Source organism: Scytonema millei VB511283, from assembly GCF_000817735.3.
GTDB lineage: Bacteria > Cyanobacteriota > Cyanobacteriia > Cyanobacteriales > Chroococcidiopsidaceae > Chroococcidiopsis > Chroococcidiopsis millei_B.
Genome location: NZ_JTJC03000003.1, coordinates 330616 through 350326, shown reverse-complemented (window position 1 = coordinate 350326; position 19711 = coordinate 330616). Strand labels below are relative to the sequence as shown.

Annotated in this window: 20 protein-coding genes; 9 read left to right on the top strand and 11 right to left on the bottom strand. The window is 44.6% G+C overall.

What is annotated here, in order from left to right; translation table 11 throughout:
- Positions 1-165: 165 nt before the first annotated feature.
- The 4 genes from QH73_RS13315 to QH73_RS13300 all read right to left on the bottom strand — a co-directional run bounded on the left by QH73_RS13315 (position 166) and on the right by QH73_RS13300 (position 4303).
- On the bottom strand, positions 166-366 hold the full coding sequence (locus QH73_RS13315) for a hypothetical protein (protein WP_039713394.1): 201 nt from the start codon (positions 364-366) through the stop codon (positions 166-168).
- Positions 359-931 carry an ATPase gene (locus tag QH73_RS13310; RefSeq protein WP_039713395.1) on the bottom strand — a complete coding sequence of 191 codons (573 nt, stop codon included), beginning with the start codon at positions 929-931 and terminating at the stop codon, positions 359-361. The genes QH73_RS13315 and QH73_RS13310 overlap by 8 nt, the downstream gene beginning before the upstream one ends.
- Before the next feature lie 66 nt (positions 932-997).
- Positions 998-1780: an ABC transporter permease gene (locus QH73_RS13305; protein ID WP_039714490.1), complete on the bottom strand. Its 783-nt coding sequence runs from the start codon at positions 1778-1780 to the stop codon at positions 998-1000.
- Between the two features lie 51 nt (positions 1781-1831).
- On the bottom strand, positions 1832-4303 hold the full coding sequence (locus tag QH73_RS13300) for an EAL domain-containing response regulator (RefSeq protein WP_201278132.1): 2472 nt from the start codon (positions 4301-4303) through the stop codon (positions 1832-1834).
- A gap of 235 nt (positions 4304-4538) precedes the next feature.
- On the opposite strand from QH73_RS13300, the gene QH73_RS13295 reads away from it, so the two are divergent.
- Positions 4539-4898, top strand: coding sequence for a hypothetical protein (locus QH73_RS13295; RefSeq protein ID WP_132867021.1), 360 nt, complete (start codon positions 4539-4541; stop codon positions 4896-4898).
- A 41-nt stretch (positions 4899-4939) separates the two neighbouring features.
- On the opposite strand, the gene QH73_RS13290 is transcribed toward QH73_RS13295, so the two are convergent.
- Positions 4940-6352: an RNA-guided endonuclease InsQ/TnpB family protein gene (locus tag QH73_RS13290; RefSeq protein ID WP_039713397.1), complete on the bottom strand. Its 1413-nt coding sequence runs from the start codon at positions 6350-6352 to the stop codon at positions 4940-4942.
- A gap of 62 nt (positions 6353-6414) precedes the next feature.
- Here QH73_RS13290 and tnpA point away from each other — a divergent pair, with 62 nt between their 5' ends.
- The 3 genes from tnpA to QH73_RS13275 all read left to right on the top strand — a co-directional run bounded on the left by tnpA (position 6415) and on the right by QH73_RS13275 (position 10241).
- A complete protein-coding gene (tnpA, locus tag QH73_RS13285; RefSeq protein ID WP_039713398.1) occupies positions 6415-6813 on the top strand; it encodes an IS200/IS605 family transposase in 399 nt (132 codons plus the stop codon).
- Positions 6814-6942: 129 nt separating this feature from the next.
- A complete protein-coding gene (locus QH73_RS13280) occupies positions 6943-9681 on the top strand; it encodes a response regulator (protein ID WP_052289745.1) in 2739 nt (912 codons plus the stop codon).
- A 347-nt stretch (positions 9682-10028) separates the two neighbouring features.
- Complete coding sequence (locus tag QH73_RS13275) at positions 10029-10241, top strand: hypothetical protein (RefSeq protein WP_132867019.1); 213 nt, start codon at positions 10029-10031, stop codon at positions 10239-10241.
- 87 nt (positions 10242-10328) lie between these two features.
- Here QH73_RS13275 and QH73_RS13270 read toward each other — a convergent pair whose 3' ends face one another.
- The gene (locus tag QH73_RS13270; protein WP_039713399.1) at positions 10329-10760 is read right to left on the bottom strand and encodes a nucleoside deaminase; all 432 of its coding nucleotides are present in this window, start codon (positions 10758-10760) and stop codon (positions 10329-10331) included.
- 17 nt (positions 10761-10777) lie between these two features.
- Here QH73_RS13270 and QH73_RS13265 point away from each other — a divergent pair, with 17 nt between their 5' ends.
- Complete coding sequence (locus QH73_RS13265) at positions 10778-11701, top strand: nucleoside hydrolase (RefSeq protein ID WP_039713400.1); 924 nt, start codon at positions 10778-10780, stop codon at positions 11699-11701.
- Positions 11702-12185: 484 nt separating this feature from the next.
- Positions 12186-12782, top strand: coding sequence for a hypothetical protein (locus QH73_RS13260; protein ID WP_039713401.1), 597 nt, complete (start codon positions 12186-12188; stop codon positions 12780-12782).
- A 43-nt stretch (positions 12783-12825) separates the two neighbouring features.
- On the opposite strand, the gene QH73_RS13255 is transcribed toward QH73_RS13260, so the two are convergent.
- The gene (locus QH73_RS13255) at positions 12826-13911 is read right to left on the bottom strand and encodes a tetratricopeptide repeat protein (protein ID WP_039713402.1); all 1086 of its coding nucleotides are present in this window, start codon (positions 13909-13911) and stop codon (positions 12826-12828) included.
- 27 nt (positions 13912-13938) lie between these two features.
- Here QH73_RS13255 and QH73_RS13250 point away from each other — a divergent pair, with 27 nt between their 5' ends.
- Both QH73_RS13250 and rpsU read left to right on the top strand, forming a co-directional pair.
- Positions 13939-14160: a hypothetical protein gene (locus QH73_RS13250; protein WP_132867017.1), complete on the top strand. Its 222-nt coding sequence runs from the start codon at positions 13939-13941 to the stop codon at positions 14158-14160.
- A gap of 43 nt (positions 14161-14203) precedes the next feature.
- Positions 14204-14383, top strand: coding sequence for a 30S ribosomal protein S21 (gene rpsU / locus QH73_RS13245; protein ID WP_015157038.1), 180 nt, complete (start codon positions 14204-14206; stop codon positions 14381-14383).
- Positions 14384-14501: 118 nt separating this feature from the next.
- On the opposite strand, the gene pth is transcribed toward rpsU, so the two are convergent.
- From pth to psbH, 3 genes are all read right to left on the bottom strand, one after another.
- Complete coding sequence (gene pth / locus QH73_RS13240; protein WP_039713403.1) at positions 14502-15179, bottom strand: aminoacyl-tRNA hydrolase; 678 nt, start codon at positions 15177-15179, stop codon at positions 14502-14504.
- Positions 15180-15207: 28 nt separating this feature from the next.
- On the bottom strand, positions 15208-15495 hold the full coding sequence (locus QH73_RS13235) for a TatA/E family twin arginine-targeting protein translocase (RefSeq protein WP_039713404.1): 288 nt from the start codon (positions 15493-15495) through the stop codon (positions 15208-15210).
- 199 nt (positions 15496-15694) lie between these two features.
- Positions 15695-15904: a photosystem II reaction center phosphoprotein PsbH gene (psbH, locus tag QH73_RS13230; protein WP_015157035.1), complete on the bottom strand. Its 210-nt coding sequence runs from the start codon at positions 15902-15904 to the stop codon at positions 15695-15697.
- Positions 15905-15987: 83 nt separating this feature from the next.
- On the opposite strand from psbH, the gene psbN reads away from it, so the two are divergent.
- A complete protein-coding gene (gene psbN, locus QH73_RS13225) occupies positions 15988-16119 on the top strand; it encodes a photosystem II reaction center protein PsbN (protein WP_041462633.1) in 132 nt (43 codons plus the stop codon).
- A gap of 191 nt (positions 16120-16310) precedes the next feature.
- Here the strand turns inward: psbN and QH73_RS13220 are convergent, their stop codons facing one another.
- Entirely contained in the window at positions 16311-19535 is a 3225-nt protein-coding gene (locus tag QH73_RS13220; RefSeq protein ID WP_039713405.1) for an alpha-mannosidase, read from the bottom strand.
- Positions 19536-19711 lie beyond the last annotated feature (176 nt).

Here is a 19711-nt window from a genome sequence, read left to right as displayed (position 1 = left end):
TAGAGCTGCTGACCTCATTTATGCTAATGGTGTGGGCGCTGCCCACCCTACATTTAATTTTTTGTTGTAGTTATGTTAAATAGAGAAACATAGCATTGCTTTTCTCCGCAGCATCTTGGTAATAGGCTATCAGTGGGTAGTAAGTATACTCAAATATTCCCATACTTAAATCTTCGGTTTATTTGCATTATTATGAGTTATTTTCAAAACAGGAATTTCGTCACCAGTCAAAGTGACTACTTTTTCATCCTGCATAATGCTAATTGACTCGCCTAGCTTGCGGTGTTTTTCAATTGCTGCTGCAATCGCTGCTTTAACTCCAGCATCAATTTTGTCATGCATTTGCTGCATTTCTTCTTCAGTCATTTCCTTCCTCCGAAATTCTTCTCCAAGTCTCTTTCTCATAGATTATAGGCTGCTGATTAATAATACGTTCAGCTACCAATTGAGAAGATGAACTAGAATTATCATAAATCATCCAACCATCGCATAAAGGTAAATACAGAGAAAACAGATTTCTCCTTCCCCTCTGATAGCGTCTGCGAATTACTGCTTCTGGAATCGAATGTCCGCCACTAGCTACCCGTCTCGCTACCCGTTCTACTGCCAATTCAGCACTTTGCAACCAGAAATAAATTAGATTAATTGTATAACCTCTTTCTCTACAAACACCCATAAAAGATGCAAAAGTTCTGGCTGCTAAAGTTGTTTCAAAGGCAAAATCGACACCTGAATCTGACAAGCTTCTCAACCTTTGAATCATTAAACGTCCTGCTTCAATCGCCATAGACTCTGGATTGAAGGGAGAAAGTCCAATAGCGATCGCGTCAGCATTTACGTACTCGTAGCATCCCAGACTTGGCAACAAACTCATTGATACAGTTGTTTTACCTGCACCATTTGCACCGCCAATAATATAAAGATTCGGCATTTTATTTCATTTTAGTAAATCCTAAGTTCGCAAGATACACGAAAAAATAACGCATACGACATCTGATTAACTCGAAGCACTGGTGTAAAACCGTAAGGCAAACCGCCAAAATACAGTAGCGATCGCAAATAGACATAGTGCTAACAGTCCCGCACCAATTACCCAGCCTAACTGAACTCTGCCTAACATTGTCTCGGCTGGAACTGTGGTGAGAAAAGCTACGGGGACGACAAAGGTAAAGAAGAAACGATAGGCAATTGGATAAGCTACCATTGGATATCGTCCTGCTTCCAATAATCCCCTTAATACCTCGGTGACGTTGTAAATTTTGACAAACCAAATACTCGTCGCCCCAAGTATAAACCACAAGCTATAGAGGCTAATAAAGCCAAAGATTAATGGAATTGTACTTAGTAAGTAGTCACCAAGCGTCAAACCGAGTAGACTCCCAGCGTAGCCGATAATTATGCTGCCAAAAAGAATATCGGGAACCCCCCAAGGGGAAAGGGTGTGGGTAGAAAGCCAAAATTGGCTATTAATTGGTTTTAACAACACAAAATCCAACGTTCCCTGTTGGACGTAAGTGACAATTCTGTTGAGATTGGGAGAGAGAAACGTACTGGAAAAGCCCTGGAGTAAAGTAAAAACGCCCAATACGATTAAGGCTTCTTGCCATTGCCAGCCTTCAAAAGTATAACCAGTGCGATAGAACAGGAAAAGTCCGAACAAACTGCCTGCAAGATTGCCAAGGCTGGTGAGGGTTGCTAAAACAAAATTAGCGCGGTATTCTAACTCAGCCGCGATCGCAGCACTCCACAACAACTTAATTACATCTAAGTATCGATTCACGTTAAGGCTGTTATCGATCGTCATTACTGATTCTAAACGAGATATTCTTACTTATCTGCGATCGGATAATCCATGCCCGCCCAGATCGACTAAATCTGGTAGGATAAATGTTTTTGTTGCGTGTTGAGAACTATTTTCCAATAAATCGACGTGACGAGTTTCCATCAAATCGATATGACGTGTTGGCATATGTTGTTTCGATCTGCGAGAAGAACGGCTACCTCTAATCTCAAAATACTGTAGAGTCTTGGCAGCTTCAGCATCCACCGGACGCGAGAAGAAATAACCCTGTCCGTAATCGCATTTCAAGGCTTGCAATTGATACATTTGCTTTTTCGTTTCTACCCCTTCAGCAACCACATTGATGCCCAAGTTCCATGCCATAGAGACGATAGTACGGATCATCTCAATTTTTTCTGGATCGCAATCAATATCGTTAACAAAAGAGCGATCGATCTTCAGCGTATCTATGGGTAGGCGGTGAAGATAGCTGAGGGAAGAATAGCCCGTACCAAAATCATCGATCGCCAACTGAATTCCCAACGTCTTCAACTGCTGCAAAATAGCAACCGCAGCATCAACATTATCCATCAGTACGCTTTCAGTAATTTCTAACTTTAAGCTACTAGGAGAAAGCCCAGTTTTGTGCAGAATTTGTTTAACTTCCCGCGCCAGATCGGGTTGTGTCAGTTGCTTGCCAGAAAGATTAACATTCACTGTTAATCGAGAGTCAACTACAGAATGCTGCTGCCAAGTACGTAACTGCTGACACACTTGTTCGAGTATCCACCAGCCAATCGGGACGATCGACCCAGTTTCTTCAGCAACAGGAATGAATTCTGCGGGTGATACCCAGCCTCGTTGGGGATGTTGCCAACGAATCAATGCTTCAAATCCAGTAACTCGTCCGCTGTTGAGCGAGACAATCGGCTGGTATACTACCATGAACTCTTTGTGTTCTAGCGCCCGCCGCAGGTCAATTTCAAGCTGCATTCTGGCGATCGCCCGATCGTGAATCGCAGGTTCAAAGACTTCCGATCGCGCTTTACCCATAGCTTTAGCACGATACATGGTCATATCGGCATCTCGCAGCACGTCTTCCGAATGTTCGTATCCGCTATGACTTAAAGCAATCCCAATACTAGCGGTGCAAAAAACCTCATTGCCTTTGAGGTTGAAGGGGGTTGACAATTCTCGATGAATTTGCTCTGCAATTTGCCGAACTCGAAGAGCATCGCAATTTTCCAACAGGATTGTAAACTCATCTCCTCCTAACCTAGAGAGAGTGCTATTGGATGGTAAGCACGCTTTTAAGCGAGTTGCGATCTCCAAGAGGAGGCGATCGCCCATAGCATGACCTAAACTATCGTTGACCACTTTAAAGCGATCGAGATCTAAAAATAGGAGGGCAAATTGAGATTTCGGGTCTTGTTTTGTTTGGTGAATGGCTTTTTCTAATTGCTCCATGAACCAGAGGCGATTTGGTAGACCTGTTAACCCATCGTGGAAAGCATCGTGCAGTAATTTCGCCTCGGCTGCCTTATTTTGAGTAATATCAGTTTGAGAACCAGCCATGCGATATGGTTTACCTTCAGAATCGCGCACGGCTAGCCCTCGACAAAGCATCCAACCGTAGCTACCATCTTGGTGCAATAACCGATATTCAGTTTCAAAATGGTTGGTTAATCCTGCTAAATGGGCGCTTAATTCTCCTTGAAACTTAGCTTTATCTTCAGCATGTATGCGATCGAACCATTCCGCTAAGCTGTTACCTATTTCTTTCTCCTCATAACCCAACATCGATTTCCAACGAGGAGAATAATAAATATGATTACTTCTAATACTCCAGTCCCACAAACCATCGTGAGCGCTCTGAGCGATTAAAGCATAACGTTCGCGGCTCTCTTGCAGTGCTTTTTGTGCTTGGTGGAGTTCGTTGATTTTTGTTTGCAATTCGCGATTCGATCGCGCCAATTGTTTGTAAAGTTGAGTTTGGTGTAAAAGTCGGCGGACGCGCTGCCGTAAAACAGCCCAGTGAATGGGCTTGGTTACAAAGTCGCTGGCACCGGCACGGAAGGCGCGATCGACTGATTCTTGGTCTTCTAAAGCCGTGATAATTAAAACAGGTGCGTGCTTAGAGCGAGAAAGAGCTTGTAGCTGACCGCAGCAAGTAAAGCCATCCATTACAGGCATGAGCGCATCGAGTAAGACCAAATCTGGATGACATTGAGTATACGCCTCTAACGCTTGCTGTCCGTTTACCGCTTCTACTACCCTATAGCCATCTTTCTCCATCGCTTGGCGCAGCAAAATCCTCATGGTTCTATCGTCGTCCACCACGAGGATTAAGGGTGTAGTTGAAGAGACGGGGTTAGAGTTCATAGTGACGAACACCCATGAGAAGTAGGAAAGGTTAGTAGAGTTGCAGCAGAGGAGAAAGACTTTTTGCACTGCCAACTGTTTAGTGTTGCCAGTACTTTGATTGCCAGTATTGCTACTGGCGATCGCTTTGAGAGAATCCATTGGATCTCGTAGCTTCACTATGAACTAACATTGGCAGCTTTCACATCGAGTAAATCACGCAATTTTGTTCCAATCTCATAAATTTTTGATAAAGAAAATTTTGGGGAAATCAGAACATTCTCCCTGCTCTCTGCTCCCTGCTCCCTGCTCCCTATTCACTGATAACTGATAACTAATTCCGGGAATACTAAATGCGAACGTAGCGTGAAGCATTTGTCGGATTGGAAATTAAGATATGGCTTCTAGTCGAATAGCAATTGGCAAGATAGCACGGCGAACATTATTAAAAATTACAGTGAGAGTAACTCTTGTGATTATTGCTGCTAGCGCGATCGGTTATCTCCATGTTTTATCGAGTTTGGAATCTCATGTGCGAGAAGACCTCAAACAATATGTCATTGAACGAGGTCGGCAAGAGAGCGATTTTTTAGCTTTAGCAGCAGCAACTCAGGACGAGCGACGCTTAGCTTCAACTGGTACTGACATTCCAATTGACAATCTAGTGAAGAGAACGGCAAACGAGTGGTTACCAGGATCTTACAGTATGATTTTTCACTCCGACGGTCGCCTCATTGCTCATCCAGATTTGATTTGACGGCTCCCCACGAATAGAATTCGGGGGATTCCGAAGGGTAGTTACCCACTCTTCCTCCACTCAAAAATAGACAATTGCTCGTATTTTTGAGGGTTCCTGGACTCAGCAACCAACGTCGCTGATTTCCCCTGTCTTGCAACAGGCTTCTCAGGCGTAACTTTCTGGGGGACTCCCAGTAGTGGCAGCGATATGCCAAGTTCTTTCAATCCGCGTTGCCGGATTACGACAGCGGCATCAATATCTGCATCGGCTATATGACCGCAAGACTCGCACAAAAACTTCTCTTGGTCGCGGTTTGTGGGGCTTTTGTAGCCGCAGCAACTACATTCCTGACTGGTGTGCCTGGGATGAATCGAATGAATCAAAACACCTGACTTCGCAGCCACGACAATTGTTTTTTGTTTCAACTCACCCCAAGCCGCATCTCCGATAACTCGATTCAAACCTCGCTTCGCAGCCTGACCGTTATGTAGGTAGCGTCCGGTTTCGGGATCTACCTTGGGCTTGCAGCGTGCCATCATTCGCTTGATATTGAGATCCTCGAAGATGATGAGATCGGTGGTACGGGTTAGTTTGTGTGCTACTTTCCACTGATAATCCGTGCGTCGCCGCTCTATTTTTTGTTCAAGACAAGCTAGTTTTTTATATGCTTTACGACGGTTCTTAGACCCTTTTCTCTTGCGAGATGCGCGTCTATGTAATATTCGCCGTCGCCTTGAGCTAGATTTCAGGAAGCCTGGGTTGGGAATAATTTCGCCCGTGTCGATAGAAGCTAGTTTGGCTATACCAACATCCACACCAATTGCACTTTTTACAGCTAGTGGTGTTGGGGTGGTTGGGACAGAATTATCCTGCAATCGAACGCTAATATACCAGCCATCAGCCTTAGAGCGGACTGTTACAGTCTTGACGGTAAAGCCGTCTGGAAACGGGCGGGACTGGAAAAACCGACACCAACCAATCCCAGGCAGACGAACGCGATTACCTTGAAAGCGCACGTCTCCAGGAGGATAGCTAAACGAGCGAAATTTACTTCGTCGCTTGGGTTTGGGGTAGCCCGCCTCTCCTCGAAAGAACCGTTGAAAGGCATCGTCTACCCGCCGCAGCATTTGCTGGAGAACGTGGTGCTGAATCTGCCCGTACCAGGGGCGCTCTCGCTTAAGGTTGGGTAAATCGGCATCTTGTTGTGCCAACGCGCTTCGCTTCTTGCCCGATGCTGTCCAAGGAGAGCCGTATAGTGCATTTTTCGAGACAGAGCAAGTTAGAGGACAGCACTCAGATGAAGTTGCTAGATCGCAGTAATTGCCTAGCACCGGACTTTTGGCTTGCTCATACGCTTGGGCTCTTTCACGAATCCGAAAGTTGTATTGCAGTCTTAACATCTCTACGTGCTTCTCCATCACAGCCGATTGACTGGGAGACGGGTTGAGCTTGTAGATATATCCGACTAACATAGTTACTATACACTTAAGCTAAAGTTAGTATACAGCTATGACTTAAATAACACAAATAAAAATTGAAACATCAATTCAAATCCAACAAAAACGTTGTCTACTCCTGTAAGTACCACATCGTCTGGTGTCCCAAATACAGACGCTCAGTACTCAAGTCGGGTGTGGATATTCGACTCAAAGAAATCTTGCAACAGATAGCCCAAGAAATTCAAGTAGATATTTTAGAGATGGAGATTATGCCCGACCACGTACACTTGCTAGTCGAGGTAGACCCGCAGTTCGGGGTACACAAAGCGATTAAACGTTTTAAGGGCGCATCGTCTCGTTATTTAAGACAAGAGTTTCCACACTTGAAAAGCAGACTTCCTACTCTTTGGAGTAACTCGTACTTTATCTCTACTGTTGGTGGAGCGCCTTTAGAAGTAATTAAGCAGTATATTCAGTTTCAGAAAGAAGTTTGACGGCGATTAAAATCGCCTGCGCCCTTATCCCCATAGCTAGAAGACTAGGGGCTTGCGGGCGCGTCTTTCCGGTCACAAATTCAAGCTAGTCAGGGTAAATATTATCTCGATCGAGCGGGCGATTTGCATTTGCAAACTATTTTTAAATTAGTCAAGCAGATTCAACCTGGAGAAATAGTCATAGATAATGCTCAAAATAACGAGTATCTTGCTGTTACTAGCATTCCCGCTCTGAATTGGTATTTCGTAGTTGTCCTTCCCAAGTCAATTTTGTTCCAGCAGGCATGGTCTAACGCTAAATTTATCCCGATCTTAGGGCTATCATCACTGTTAATAGAAATTGCCTTAATATTTGTCACTTTACGCCAGCAAATTGCTAAACCTTTAAGGAGATTGCTGACAGCTACAGAACTGATTGCAGCGGGAAACTTAGATATCCAATTAGATGCCGATAGACAAGATGAATTGGGCTATCTGGCGACATCATTTAACAAGATGGCAAATGCGATCGCTCATCGGGATGCCCAGTTGGCAGATCAAAATACGAAGCTAGAACAAGAAGTAGCCGCGAGAACGGTAGCTTTACAGACAGCCTTAGAGCAAGCGGAAGCCTCTAGTATGCAACTTGTGGAATCAAAAACAGCATTGGAAGTGTTGCAATTGGAAACGCAGATGGCTCGTACCACAGCTGAGGCTGCCAATCAAGCTAAAAGTGCGTTTCTCGCCAACATGAGCCATGAAATCCGTACTCCCATGAATGGAGTTGTCGGCATGACAGGTTTGCTACTCAATACATCTCTAACTCCCCAACAGCAAGATTTTGTAGATACGATTCGCAGAAGCGGCGATGCTTTACTGACAATCATCAACGACATTCTAGACTTTTCCAAAATTGAATCAGACAAGTTGGATTTGGAAGAACAACCCTTCGATTTGCGAGTTTGCATTGAAAATTCTCTCGACGTGCTAGCTCCTCATGCGGCGGAAAAGAATCTGGAGCTGGCTTACCTGCTCGATCCACAAACACCAGATACGATTGTGGGAGACGTGACGCGGCTGTGTCAAATTCTAGTCAACTTGCTGAGCAATGCAGTGAAGTTCACGGAGCATGGAGAAGTTGTAGTTTCAGTCACGACTAAAGAGGTAAATAGTAGCGAGTATCTAGAGGGAAGAAAAAAAGAGCAACTGCCGCAGACTGCCGACTATCTCATGCCGAGATTCTATGAAATTCAATTTGCCGTTAAAGACACTGGGATTGGAATTCCTACCGATCGCATGGATCGGTTATTTAAGTCCTTCAGTCAAGTCGATACTTCCACTACTCGTCAATATGGCGGGACGGGGTTGGGTTTAGCGATCTCTCAGCGATTAACTGAGATGATGGGCGGGAGAATGTGGGTAGAGAGTCAAGTCGGGGTTGGTTCTACCTTCCACTTTACGATTACCGTAGCAGCACCCAATATCGTGCAAAATGAGAGTTTCTGTATTTTGCCGCAATTGCACGGTAAGCGTTTGCTAATTGTGGATGATAGCCCTACTAATCGTAAAATTCTGATGTTGCAAGCTCAATCTTGGGGAATGCTTCCCCGTGCGGCTGCTTCTGGTGCAGAAGCATTGGAATGGTTGCAACGTGGAGATCCGTTCGATCTAGCAGTGTTAGATATGCAAATGCCGCAGATGGACGGTTTAAGCCTAGCGACAACCATCCACCAACAACCTAGCTACCGCAAGCTACCTTTGCTCCTCTTGACTTCTATGGGTAAGCCAGAAGTCGCCAGTCAAAGTCCAGCAGTCAAGTTATCTGCCTGTCTGACAAAGCCTGTCAAACAATCTCAGCTTTATAACGTACTGTTGAAAATTTTGAGCGAACAGTCGCAGCCATCCCAAGTTGCACCATTTTTGCCTAAATCCTCAACTCTTAGCGCTCAAATAGCGCAAACTCATCCTTTAAATATTTTATTAGCTGAAGATAATACGGTGAATCAAAAGGTAGCGTTATTAATGTTGCAGCAGATGGGATATCGGGCAGATGTTGCTAACAATGGACTGGAAGTTCTAGCCGCGCTGCAACGTCAGCCTTACGATGTTGTGTTGATGGACGTACAGATGCCAGAAATGGATGGATTGGAGGCAGCAAGACAAATTTGCCAGCGTTGGTTCCATCCGCATAAACCGCGAATTGTGGCTATGACTGCAAATGCCATGCAGGGCGATCGCGAAGCCTGTCTCTATGCTGGTATGGACGATTACCTAACTAAACCCGTGAAGATCGAGCATTTGGCTCAGGCTTTGAGTCAGTGCCATCCCGTAGAAGATGGGAGTCGGGAGTCGGGAGCCGGGAGTCGGGAGAAGAGAGCTGAGGGAGCTGGGGGAGCTGAGGGAGAAAAACCACGCGCCACTAGCCACCAGTCACTAGTCACTCACTACACCCTACACCCCACACCCCACACCCCACACCCGCATCAATCGCACCACGTACCACCTTTATCCTCTCCTGTAATCGATCCTAAGGCTTTGCAAGCATTAAAGGAGATGGCGGGGGAAGGTGGAGCCGCAACGATCGCAGTGGTGGTTGATGCTTATTTAGAAGACACTCCAAAATTAATTCAAACAATTCAAACTGCGATCGCATCTGTAAATGCTACAGAATTACAACGAGCAGCCCATACTCTTAAGTCTAGTAGTGCTACTTTGGGCGCAATGCATTTCAGTCAGCTATCAAAGCAATTAGAAATCATCGGACGTAATAGCACAATTGAGTTCCCAAAGAGTAGAGAAATTGTCTCTGAGCTTGAGGCTGAGTACATAAAAGTTAAAGCAGAACTAAAGAAATACTTAAATACTACTGAGTTATCAAATAACTCGTAGTAGTGATTACAAAATATTTTCAGCTTGTTGACTCGTTAAATTGCGTCTGATATTGTGGCGTTGGAATAAAGTAAGAGTAAAGTCAATATTAGTAGCTGCCAATCGAAATAACTTTCTCTCATTTGATTGAGCGTTGTCTGGGCAGTTCGTTTGCGTCAATTGTAGGTCAGGTGTTCGTCAGTGCGAACAAAATATTTTGGCAAACAACCCATCAATCGACGTTGACTCTCAACATATAATTCACGGCAAGTCATAGAGAAGGAGAATAACAACTTAATCAATTTAACGATCCAGGTTCGAGACAAGAAACAGCAGACAACCATATCCTCAAATAAGGAGAGTGAGCCATGTTTCAAGTCGGCGATCGCGTTATTCATCACGCTAGCGGACAATCTGGCAATGTCATCGGTTACGGACACCAGATTATTGATGGAGTTTATCAGCCAACCTTAATAGTCAGAGTCGTGAGAGATAGGGAATTAAGACAAACAGGTGTGGTTGAAGACTTATCAGCTAACTGGATACCGAGTGAAGAGGAAATACACTCGCAAGTTGCTTGAATCAAATTACATAAATGAAATGAGAGCGCACGATTTGGCGCTCTTATTTTTTGCGATCGAGTAGAGTCTGACGCGCTATGCCGTACCCTATTCACCAATATCCTCATTCCAAAGAGAGGGATTTTCTTCAATAAAATCTCCCATCATTCGCTTGCACTCATACATATTTAAATCGATAACTTCTACGCCATGTGCCTCCATAAAGTCTTTGGCTCCAGCAAAATTGGCAGATTCAGCCGCAATCACCTTTTTAATCCCAAACTGCACCACAGCACCAGCACAGAGATAACAAGGCATCAATGTGGAATAAAGAGTTGTACCTTTATAGTTACCAATTCTACCTGCGTTGCGGAGGCAATCGATTTCTGCATGAGTTACGGGATCGCCATCTTGAACTCGCTTATTGTGTCCCTTGCCGACAATTTTGCCATCTTTAACCAGTACCGAACCGATAGGAATACCGCCTTCTGCTAACCCTTGTTGCGCTTGGGCGATCGCCGCTGCCATAAACTCATCCATGAATATTTCTCCAATTTATGTCTAAACAACTCGTACTAATGGATTGTGACGGTGGTGTAGATGATTATCTAGCAACTATGCTACTGATGACGATGGAGCAGGTTGAATGTCTCGGTGTTGTTGTCACTCCAGCTGATTGTTACGCCCACGCCGCTGTCAGTGCTACCCGTAAAATTCTCGATTTCATGGAATGCGATCGCATTCCAGTTGCAGCTAGTACCGTACGCGGGATTAATCCTTTCCCCCGTCTCTATCGCCGCGATTCTCTCATTGTCGATTGCCTACCCATTCTCAACCAGCAAGATACCATTCGCACGCCTTTGGTTGAGCAAACAGGTCAGGAGTTTACGATCCATACCTTGCTGAATGCGCCAGAACCCGTGACTTTGATGGTAACTGGTCCCCTGACCACTATTGCAGTTGCTTTAGAGACAGCTCCAGAAATCGAAGCTAAGATTCAACGCCTGGTTTGGATGGGTGGAGCGTTGAATGTTCCTGGTAATGTGGAAAAAAGCATCGAACCAGGACAAGATGGCTCGGCGGAATGGAATGCTTACTGGGATGCAATGGCTGTCGATCGCGTTTGGCGAACCCAGATTCCGATTGTGATGTGTCCTCTCGATTTAACAAATAATGTTCCAGTCACAGCCGCGATCGTGCGGCAAATGGGCAAACAGCGTCATTATCCCCTTTCAGACTTGGTAGGACAGTGTTATGCCTTGGTCATTCCGCAAGATTATTATTTTTGGGATGTGTTAGCCACAGCGTATCTGGCTCATCCAGAGTTTTATCAACTACGGGAGTGGGAAACGACAATTATAACTACAGGTGCAAGCCAAGGTCGCACCAAAGTTCAACCTGGCGGGCGCAAAGTTCAAGTCATGGAGCGAGTCGATCGCGAGAAATTTTATGACTACATATTACAGCAGTGGCAAAGATGAGAGACAGTTATCAGTTATCAGTTATCAGTTATCAGTGACTAGTGACGAGTGGCTGGTGGCTAGAATCGTTTCTAGTTACTAGTCACCAGCCACCAGCCACTCATCATCAACCGTCGCTTTCTTAAAAATATGTAGATTTTTATTAACATTTGCTGCGTTTATCTACTCCTAATGGACTAAGTAATAATACTTGAGCGGTTTAGGGTAAATAAATGTTAAGAAATAAATATTAATCTTGCATAAAATTCCCAAAAAATTTCATAATTAATCCTAATTAGATCCAAATTTGAGTGACCTGCGAGAAGTATCTAGGGATATTTAGCCTAGTGAAGCAATTTCAACTGCAAGCGAAATAGTATAAAAGGAAACAAGTGCTGTCAGATCGCAGGGGGCAGCACGATCGATCTTGTGTTGCGATCGCAGTCTAGTTGAGTTTTTCAGAAGTTGCCGTCAATCTCATCGTCAGAAGCCAGGAGTATTGCAAATGTTCGGTTCGATCAAAAAAATACTGAGTGGGATAGTGTCCTTCTTTCTAGGTTTTTTCAGTAGCAAGAAATCCTTGGAAGGTAAACCCAATAAACCGCGCAAGGGTAATGGTTATTTTCTTGAATTAGAAGAAACAGAAGTCCCCAAAGAACTAAAAGCTGCTGCTAAATCAATTGCTTCAGCAACTAACGAAGTTAAAGCTAAAGCGTCAGAACTCGTCACTGCTGTAACAACTAAAGAATCTGAGTCTAACGCTAAAGCAGAGCCAGCTAAAGCAGAGCCAGCTAAAGCAGAGAAGGTAAAAACTGCTGATGCGGTTGCACCAGCTAAAGCAGAAACGGCAAAAGCTGAGGCTCCTACCAAAAAACAACCCCCTAAAGTAGAAGTAGAATTGGTGCAAACTGCTGAGGGAGTCAAAGCTCAGGTTGTTAAGCCAACCAAACCAGTGAAAGCTGTTGCTGATAGCAATGGTAAGGCTGCTTCTACGTTTGCGCCCAACTACCTAATGCCGTCTGCTTCTAACAGCCGTCGTCGTCCTGGAGCAAATATGAATTCTTTCTTGGATATGGCACGCCAAGTGAAGACTCCTGGTTAGATTGAAGTACAAAATGTAGAGTGTGGCGGATCGCCTCTCTAGATTAATTTTTCCTTCCTTTTAAGAAAGCTAATCCACTGTAAAGATGGAATGCCGCATCCCAGTTAGTGGGTTCGCGGCGGAATAGATGGATGTGAGATGGGATTGGAGCGAGTAAATCGCTCCGATCCAAAGCTGTTTCAGCAAAAATGGTAAAATCCGACCAGGATTCAGCGCGTTCGAGTTTTTGGTCGAGAAAATTCTGTAAATGATTCCAGTTGATTCTGACAGTTGTTTGATTGTGCGTTTGCTGCTCGGAAAAAGGAATGCCATTGTGGAACATATAATTGCGATCGCATAGTCGCACGATATAACCGCGATCGCTTAAGTGTAAATCGCAGAATTGGGCGTAGTCTTGAGTTTGAGTTTTGCGTTGTAGCTTGCCACGCACATTTAGGTCTACGACTTGCTCGAAAAGGGGTAGTAATCCCGTCACTTTATGAGTCACTTCCGACCATTGAAAGCTCAGAAAACTCAGCTCATCTACTTCATTTTGACAAACAACACTGGCTGCTGGAGCGACTTCAAAATATCGCGCTTGGAAAACTTGGATCTGTTCGATTTCTGCCAAAGTTGACCAAAAACATGGTATGTTAGCAGCCAAAAGTTGTTGACCGAAAAATTGTAATTCGCCAATTGCTCCCGTACGATACAACCGCCAACCGCGACTTGGGAGCTGAAGTCGAGCTGTATAGGGGTCAATTTGCATAATTTGGGCTAAATTGCCAGCAGCTTCAGATTTGCGATCGCTAGCAATCGGTTCTAATACCAACACGCCTTTTTGCATATTATCGGAATCGGCAGTAGCTTGGGCGATCGCCTGCTGGCGTTGTGCCTTTATAAGTGATTCAATGCGGGTTATACCCTGACGCGCTTGCACCACAATCCTAGCGTGAACGCGATCCGAATCCAGTAACAGTTGCCGATAAATCTCTGCGGCTGTATCTAATTTGCCAGATATTTCATCTAATCTACCCGAGTAAAATTGTACCCAAGGGTCTGCGGGAGAACTATGTCGCAGCTGCTGTAATAACTGGGCTGCGGTGTCATAATCTTGGCGTTCAAAAGCAGCAGCAATGAGATCGAGCATCGATAGGACAAGAGAGCAACTGTATTTATGTTGCCCAAAATGTCAGTTATCAGTTATCAGTTATCAGTTGTCAGTTATCAGCGATCGGTTGTCAGTTGTCAGTTACTTACGACTTACGACTTACAACTTACGACTTGTTCCTCAGCTCTCTTCCAGTGGTGGTTACCCCTAGTTAAGGCAACAATGATAATGCTAAACTGGTTTCCAGCACTATTTATGGTATGTAGTCACCGAACAAACGAACTTTAGGGGAGACTACAATTGAATTGATGATTTTGAGGAAAGAGATAGAATGACCCAAGTGCTTCTCGGAGAAAATGAAGGAATTGATTCGGCATTACGGCGGTTCAAGCGCCAAGTATCCAAAGCGGGAATTTTGGCGGATGTAAAATATCATCGTCATTTTGAAACACCCCAAGAGAAACGCAAACGCAAAGCTGTTGCAGCTCGACGCAAGCGACGGATGAGATAGATAGATCGGAAATTTAAATTTAATATATTCTCAATTGGTGACGCTGCTGAACTGGATTGAAGGAAGAAAGTCACCGTGTTAGATAAAAGGTGAAATAAGGATACAAGATAGGCGATCGCTAGTTACCTACAGCCTGTTTTGTATCCTTAGCGTTTAATAAGATATTGCGGTTATTATAGCGGTTCATTGCTTGCGCTACTCCTTGCTTTAAGCTTAGTTCTACAGCTTCTAACGCCATTTGTAAAACTTCAGCTACTAATGGGGCTTGAGCAGAGGAAAAGCGTCCTAGCACGTAAGATATAGTCGATGCGTCTTCTTTGGTATTGTTGCCTTGAGGTCTACCGATACCGATTCGTAGGCGGGGAAAGTTTGGCGTTCCTAGGTGAGCGATCGCACTTTTCATCCCGTTGTGTCCGCCAGCCGAGCCGGATAAGCGCAGACGAATTTTTCCCAAGGGGAGATCCATATCGTCGTAAATTGCCAGTACCGATTCTGGTGGTAGCTTATACCAATCCGTGACAGCGCGAATTGCCTGACCGGAGTTATTCATATATGTTAGGGGTTTGAGTAAGCGGATTTTACCTGCATTACTCCTACCTTCACCAAATATGCCCTGAAATTTGCGATTGTCTGCCAGTGGAATTTGCCAAGCACGAGCGATCGCATCAACAGCAGCAAAACCGATATTATGGCGGGTTTGGTCGTATTTAGGCTCTGGGTTGCCCAAGCCAACAATGAGTTGCGGCACGATGATAGCCTGGTTGGAAGTTGAATTAGACGCGATCGCTTCTGTCATTACACCTATCGATCTAGCTTTTATTTGTCTAGCTTTGCTGCGTTGAAGAAGTTGTCGTATTGGTAGAAACGGTTTCTTCTGTTGCTGCTGGCGGAATTTGCTTTGGTTCTAGTTCGGCAGTTGTCTGCATTGCCTGTTCTATCTGTTCCGCTTCGCGCTTAAACTCTGACTGGAACTCGTTAGAAGCATCTTGGAAACTGCGAATAGCCTTCCCCAAGCTCCGACCGATCTCTGGCAGCTTTTTGGGTCCAAAGATCAACAGTGCAACTACAAAAATCAAAGCCATTTCTGGCAGTCCAATTCCGAAGACATTCATAAACCCTCCTGCAAAGTCAATTCCCCCAGTCCTAGTATAGGGTGCGAACAGTTATCAGTGACCAGTTATCAGTTATCAGTTATCAGTTATTTCCGCACCACTCCCGACTCTCGATTCCCCAGTTACAAAAAAAACCCAGATCGATTCTGGGTGGAATGCAAGTTATAAGTATTGTTAATATTTCTCAGCTTTCTAAAGGTTAACCACCTAAACCAGTCCAATTGGGGGCAATGTCAGGTCTTTCAATCAGCAATGATTGGTTATAGATTTGCAGGATGATCAAGAGAAAGACGAAAAATAATAGTATGAAAATTGCCATTACGGGAGTAGTTCCCCAACCAGGGGCAACCTTACCATACTCTGAATTCAAGGGTCTGAGGATTTCTCCCAACCAAGTCCGTTGTGCCATGACTCACCTATGATGAATTGCGAAAGCATTTTTTAACGTTCTGTAATATTGTATAGGAAGAGTACTCATAATCTATCGCTATGATGGAACCCGCAACAGTTCTTAGCATTTCCTTGGCTGCCGTATTGATTGCCATTACTGGCTGGACAGTATATACATCCTTCGGTCCTCCAGCAAAAGAGTTAAGAGATCCGTTTGAAGAACACGAAGATTAAAGATAGTTATACTTTCATTAACAGTGACCAGTGACCAGTTATCAGGGAGCAGGGAGCAGGGAGCAGGGAGTAGTGACCAGTTATCAGGGAGCAGTTATTTGTTTAACCGTTAACTTTCTTCACGGAGTGTAGCACTGGCGTTGACCGACAACTGACAACTGATAACTGATAACTGATAACTGATTTACGTTTCATCTAGCCTTGAGCTTTAAGCTGATAATCTTCCACGGTGAAACACTCTTGGCTGTTCGGTCGACTGGATTAGTAGCTATGGGTCTTTCTAAAAGATCGAGATTGTCGGCTACGCTTAAATTTAAGGTGTTCTGTAGGTCTAATTGAGCTGTATCGCCGTGGCATTCATAGCATCGCAAAATTAACTCTTGCGGGTCGTCTTCTGAAGGCTTGAACGCCATCAAAATTAAGTTATCGGCTGATATTGTTAAAAAGCTTGTAGTAGCTGGGATCTTTCCTGATGTAATAGTCGCAGCAGGCAATAGTAAAACTTGCAACGGTATATTCAGTTCGTAACCATGCCTAACTGTTTGTGCTTGTTGCCACGTACCAGCGTGAGGATAAAGCGCGTAGGTAAATTCATGTAAGCCTGTGTCTGCTTCGGGATCGGGCCATACAGGACTACGCAGTAATGTTAAACGAAGTCGATCCGGTTGGCAATCGTAGCCATATTTACAATCATTGAGCAAGCTGACACCACGATCGCTCGTACTTATATCAGCCCAACGTAAAGCTGGTACTTCCCATTTTGCTTTTTCTGCGGGAGTTTGGGGTTGCGTCGGTCTAGCGATCGCACCGCAGGGAATTTCATAAGTAGCATAGTCTGCTGATACATTCAGGGGAAAAGCAGCTTTTACCATCACATGACGTTCTTGCCAGTCAACGCTCGTTTTAATTGTGAGGACGGGAGAACCTATTTCTAAAATGTAATCTTGGCTAAAAATTGACTGACCGATTTTTCGAGCTATACTGACGCAACTTTGGAGGAAATCGCGATCGCCATGTTGGTTAATACTTATGAGTTCAGCAGATGGTAACGGGTGTTGAGCATAATTAGGATCGATGTTCCATGCATCCCAATATTGTCCGCTATCTTGGAAAGCTTGCAGTTGATTACCTGCACCACTGAGGATTTCCCATCGATTGATTTTGTCAAAAACGCTGGATAAATCTCCCGTATGAGAATCTACAGTAACGCGCAAATACTCATTTTCAATAACATATTCGGTAGAACTGGCTACCTGAGAACTCAATGCAATGAAATTTGTGCGAGGAGATAACCAATAAACGCGATAACCAACGGCAGGAATATCTTTGGCGAGAAAAGAAATGATTCCAGTAGATGTTTGTCGATCGCTCGTAAATTCAGCAACGCTAATGTAAGATTGAACGCTTTCTCCCGTGGAATTACAGATTTGCCAGTTAGTATCTTGTAGATTTGGAACTGTAAGTTCAACAACTTGCGATCGCGCCCAATTGAGCGAGTTAAAAACGACAATTGGCTGAGCTTCAGGATGAGGAGGTGGCGGAAAATTAATTTGAGAAGCGATCGCTTGCAAAGATTGGTTTAAAATAGCTGTTGCTGTTTGCTCTGCTTCTTGCCAGCCTTGGTTAGCATCGGCATAAACTTCAGGAATAGCAGAACCAGGCAAAATATCGTGGAATTGATTAAATAAGACTTTTTTCCAAGCCTCTTCAATTGCTGTTTGAGGATAGGCTGTCTTAGCAGTCAGCATTGCCAAAGTTGCGAACAATTCTGCTTGATATAACAAGTCTTCGCAGCGACGATTGAATCGTTTTTGATCGGCATGAGACGTATAACAGCCGCGATGAAATTCTAGATAAAGTTCATTTTGCCAAATTGGTAGTTGGTAGTTGGTAGTTGGTAGTTGGTAGTTACTCCTCTGCTCCCCTACTCCCCTGCTCCCCTGCTCCCCTGCTCTCTGCTCCCTGCTCCCTGCTCTCTGAATTTCCCGCAAATACTCCTCAGCGGTGGTAAATTTCAAATCGGGAAAAAAGGGTGATTGTTGCCAGCGTCGTGCGACTTCGAGCATATCGCGGGTAGGACCACCACCATGATCGCCGACACCAGGCAGCCAGAGAAATTGTGGTAATTGAGTTTTAGCTTCCCAGTCGCAAGCATAGGTTGCCATTTTGACCGGATCGATGCCTTCACCGATGGGCGCAGACATGAGGCTCAGTATATCCGTACCGTCAGGCGATCGCCACCAAAAGACTTCATCGGGAAATTGCGTGGTGTCATTCCAGCGTAATTTCTGGGTGACGAAATATTCCATTCCTCCTAAACTCAGAAATTGCGGTAGAGTCGCGCAGAAGCCGAAACTATCTGGCAACCAAGCAACAGAGGAAATTTGACCAAATTTTGCTTGCACGTATCTTTGTCCGTACAATAGCTGCCTGACAATTGATTCTCCGCTGACGGTGTTGAGTTCTGGCTCTACCCATAAACCGCCGACAATTTCCCAACGTCCAGCTTTGACTTGTTGCTGAATTGCGGTAAATAAATCGGGACGGTGTTGTTCGATCCAGGCGTAAAGAGCAGGAGTAGAATGACAAAAAGTGAGTTCGGGAAAGGCTTGTTGCAGGTTGAGAACGGAAGTAAACGTGCGCTGAGCCGCCTCCCAGGTTTCGCTGACAGCCCACAACCAAGCTAAATCCAAGTGAGCGTGTCCGAGGAGAAAGATTTTAGATTTTGGATGTTGAATTTTGGATTGGAGATTTTGGCGTAGAGTATGGAGCGATCGCCCCAATTTGTCTTTATCTGGTAAACTCGACCAATCGATTTGAGCGACAGCAGTAGCAAGCGTGGATAATTGTTCTGGCTCAAAGGTTTCTAAACGTTTCTGGAGAATGGCTAATTCATCTGCCACAAAACCTGGCTCTGGATCTGCTGGATCGTTTGATTCGTAAAGACACAGCGATCGTACTAAGGCTCCATCGTCGTGATTTGGACTGACTAGCCGTAAACTCAGATGAAATTCTTCCCCAGGAGTCACGCCAGAACTGAGGATTATTCTCGTCGAGCAATCGAATAAATCTCCCTCTTGTACCAATTCGTCATTGACATAAATCTGCGCCAATTCCGCCCACCAAGTCAAAGCCAGTCGCAGCGATAAGCCAGCCAGAGGATAACCCTGTAATTGTGCTGGAACTACTATCTTTTGCTGCAACCACAAAACTTTTTTTCCTTTATCCCAGGCAATATGTCCTTTAGTGTTGAGGGAGCAGGGAGCAGGGAGTAGGGAGCAGTTAATACCGACTTCCGATTCTGGCTCCAGCCACCCCAACCAATTCATCTGGAGATCGACTTGAGTACAGTGGCGTAACTGGGCGATCGCTTGTGAAATTACCTCTAGATTGGAGTGTGGTACAAAAGATGTCATATATCTAGCCCAGTTATGAGGACACTACCAGTTATGAGGACACTAAATTATAAAAGCACTAAGTTGTAAAGATATAAATTGTAAACATAAAAGCACGGTTGAGAAGTGGTAAGAGTCGATCTATTTTAAGATTTCAGGTGGCAACAAACGTTATAAAAGGATCTGTTTCTCGATAA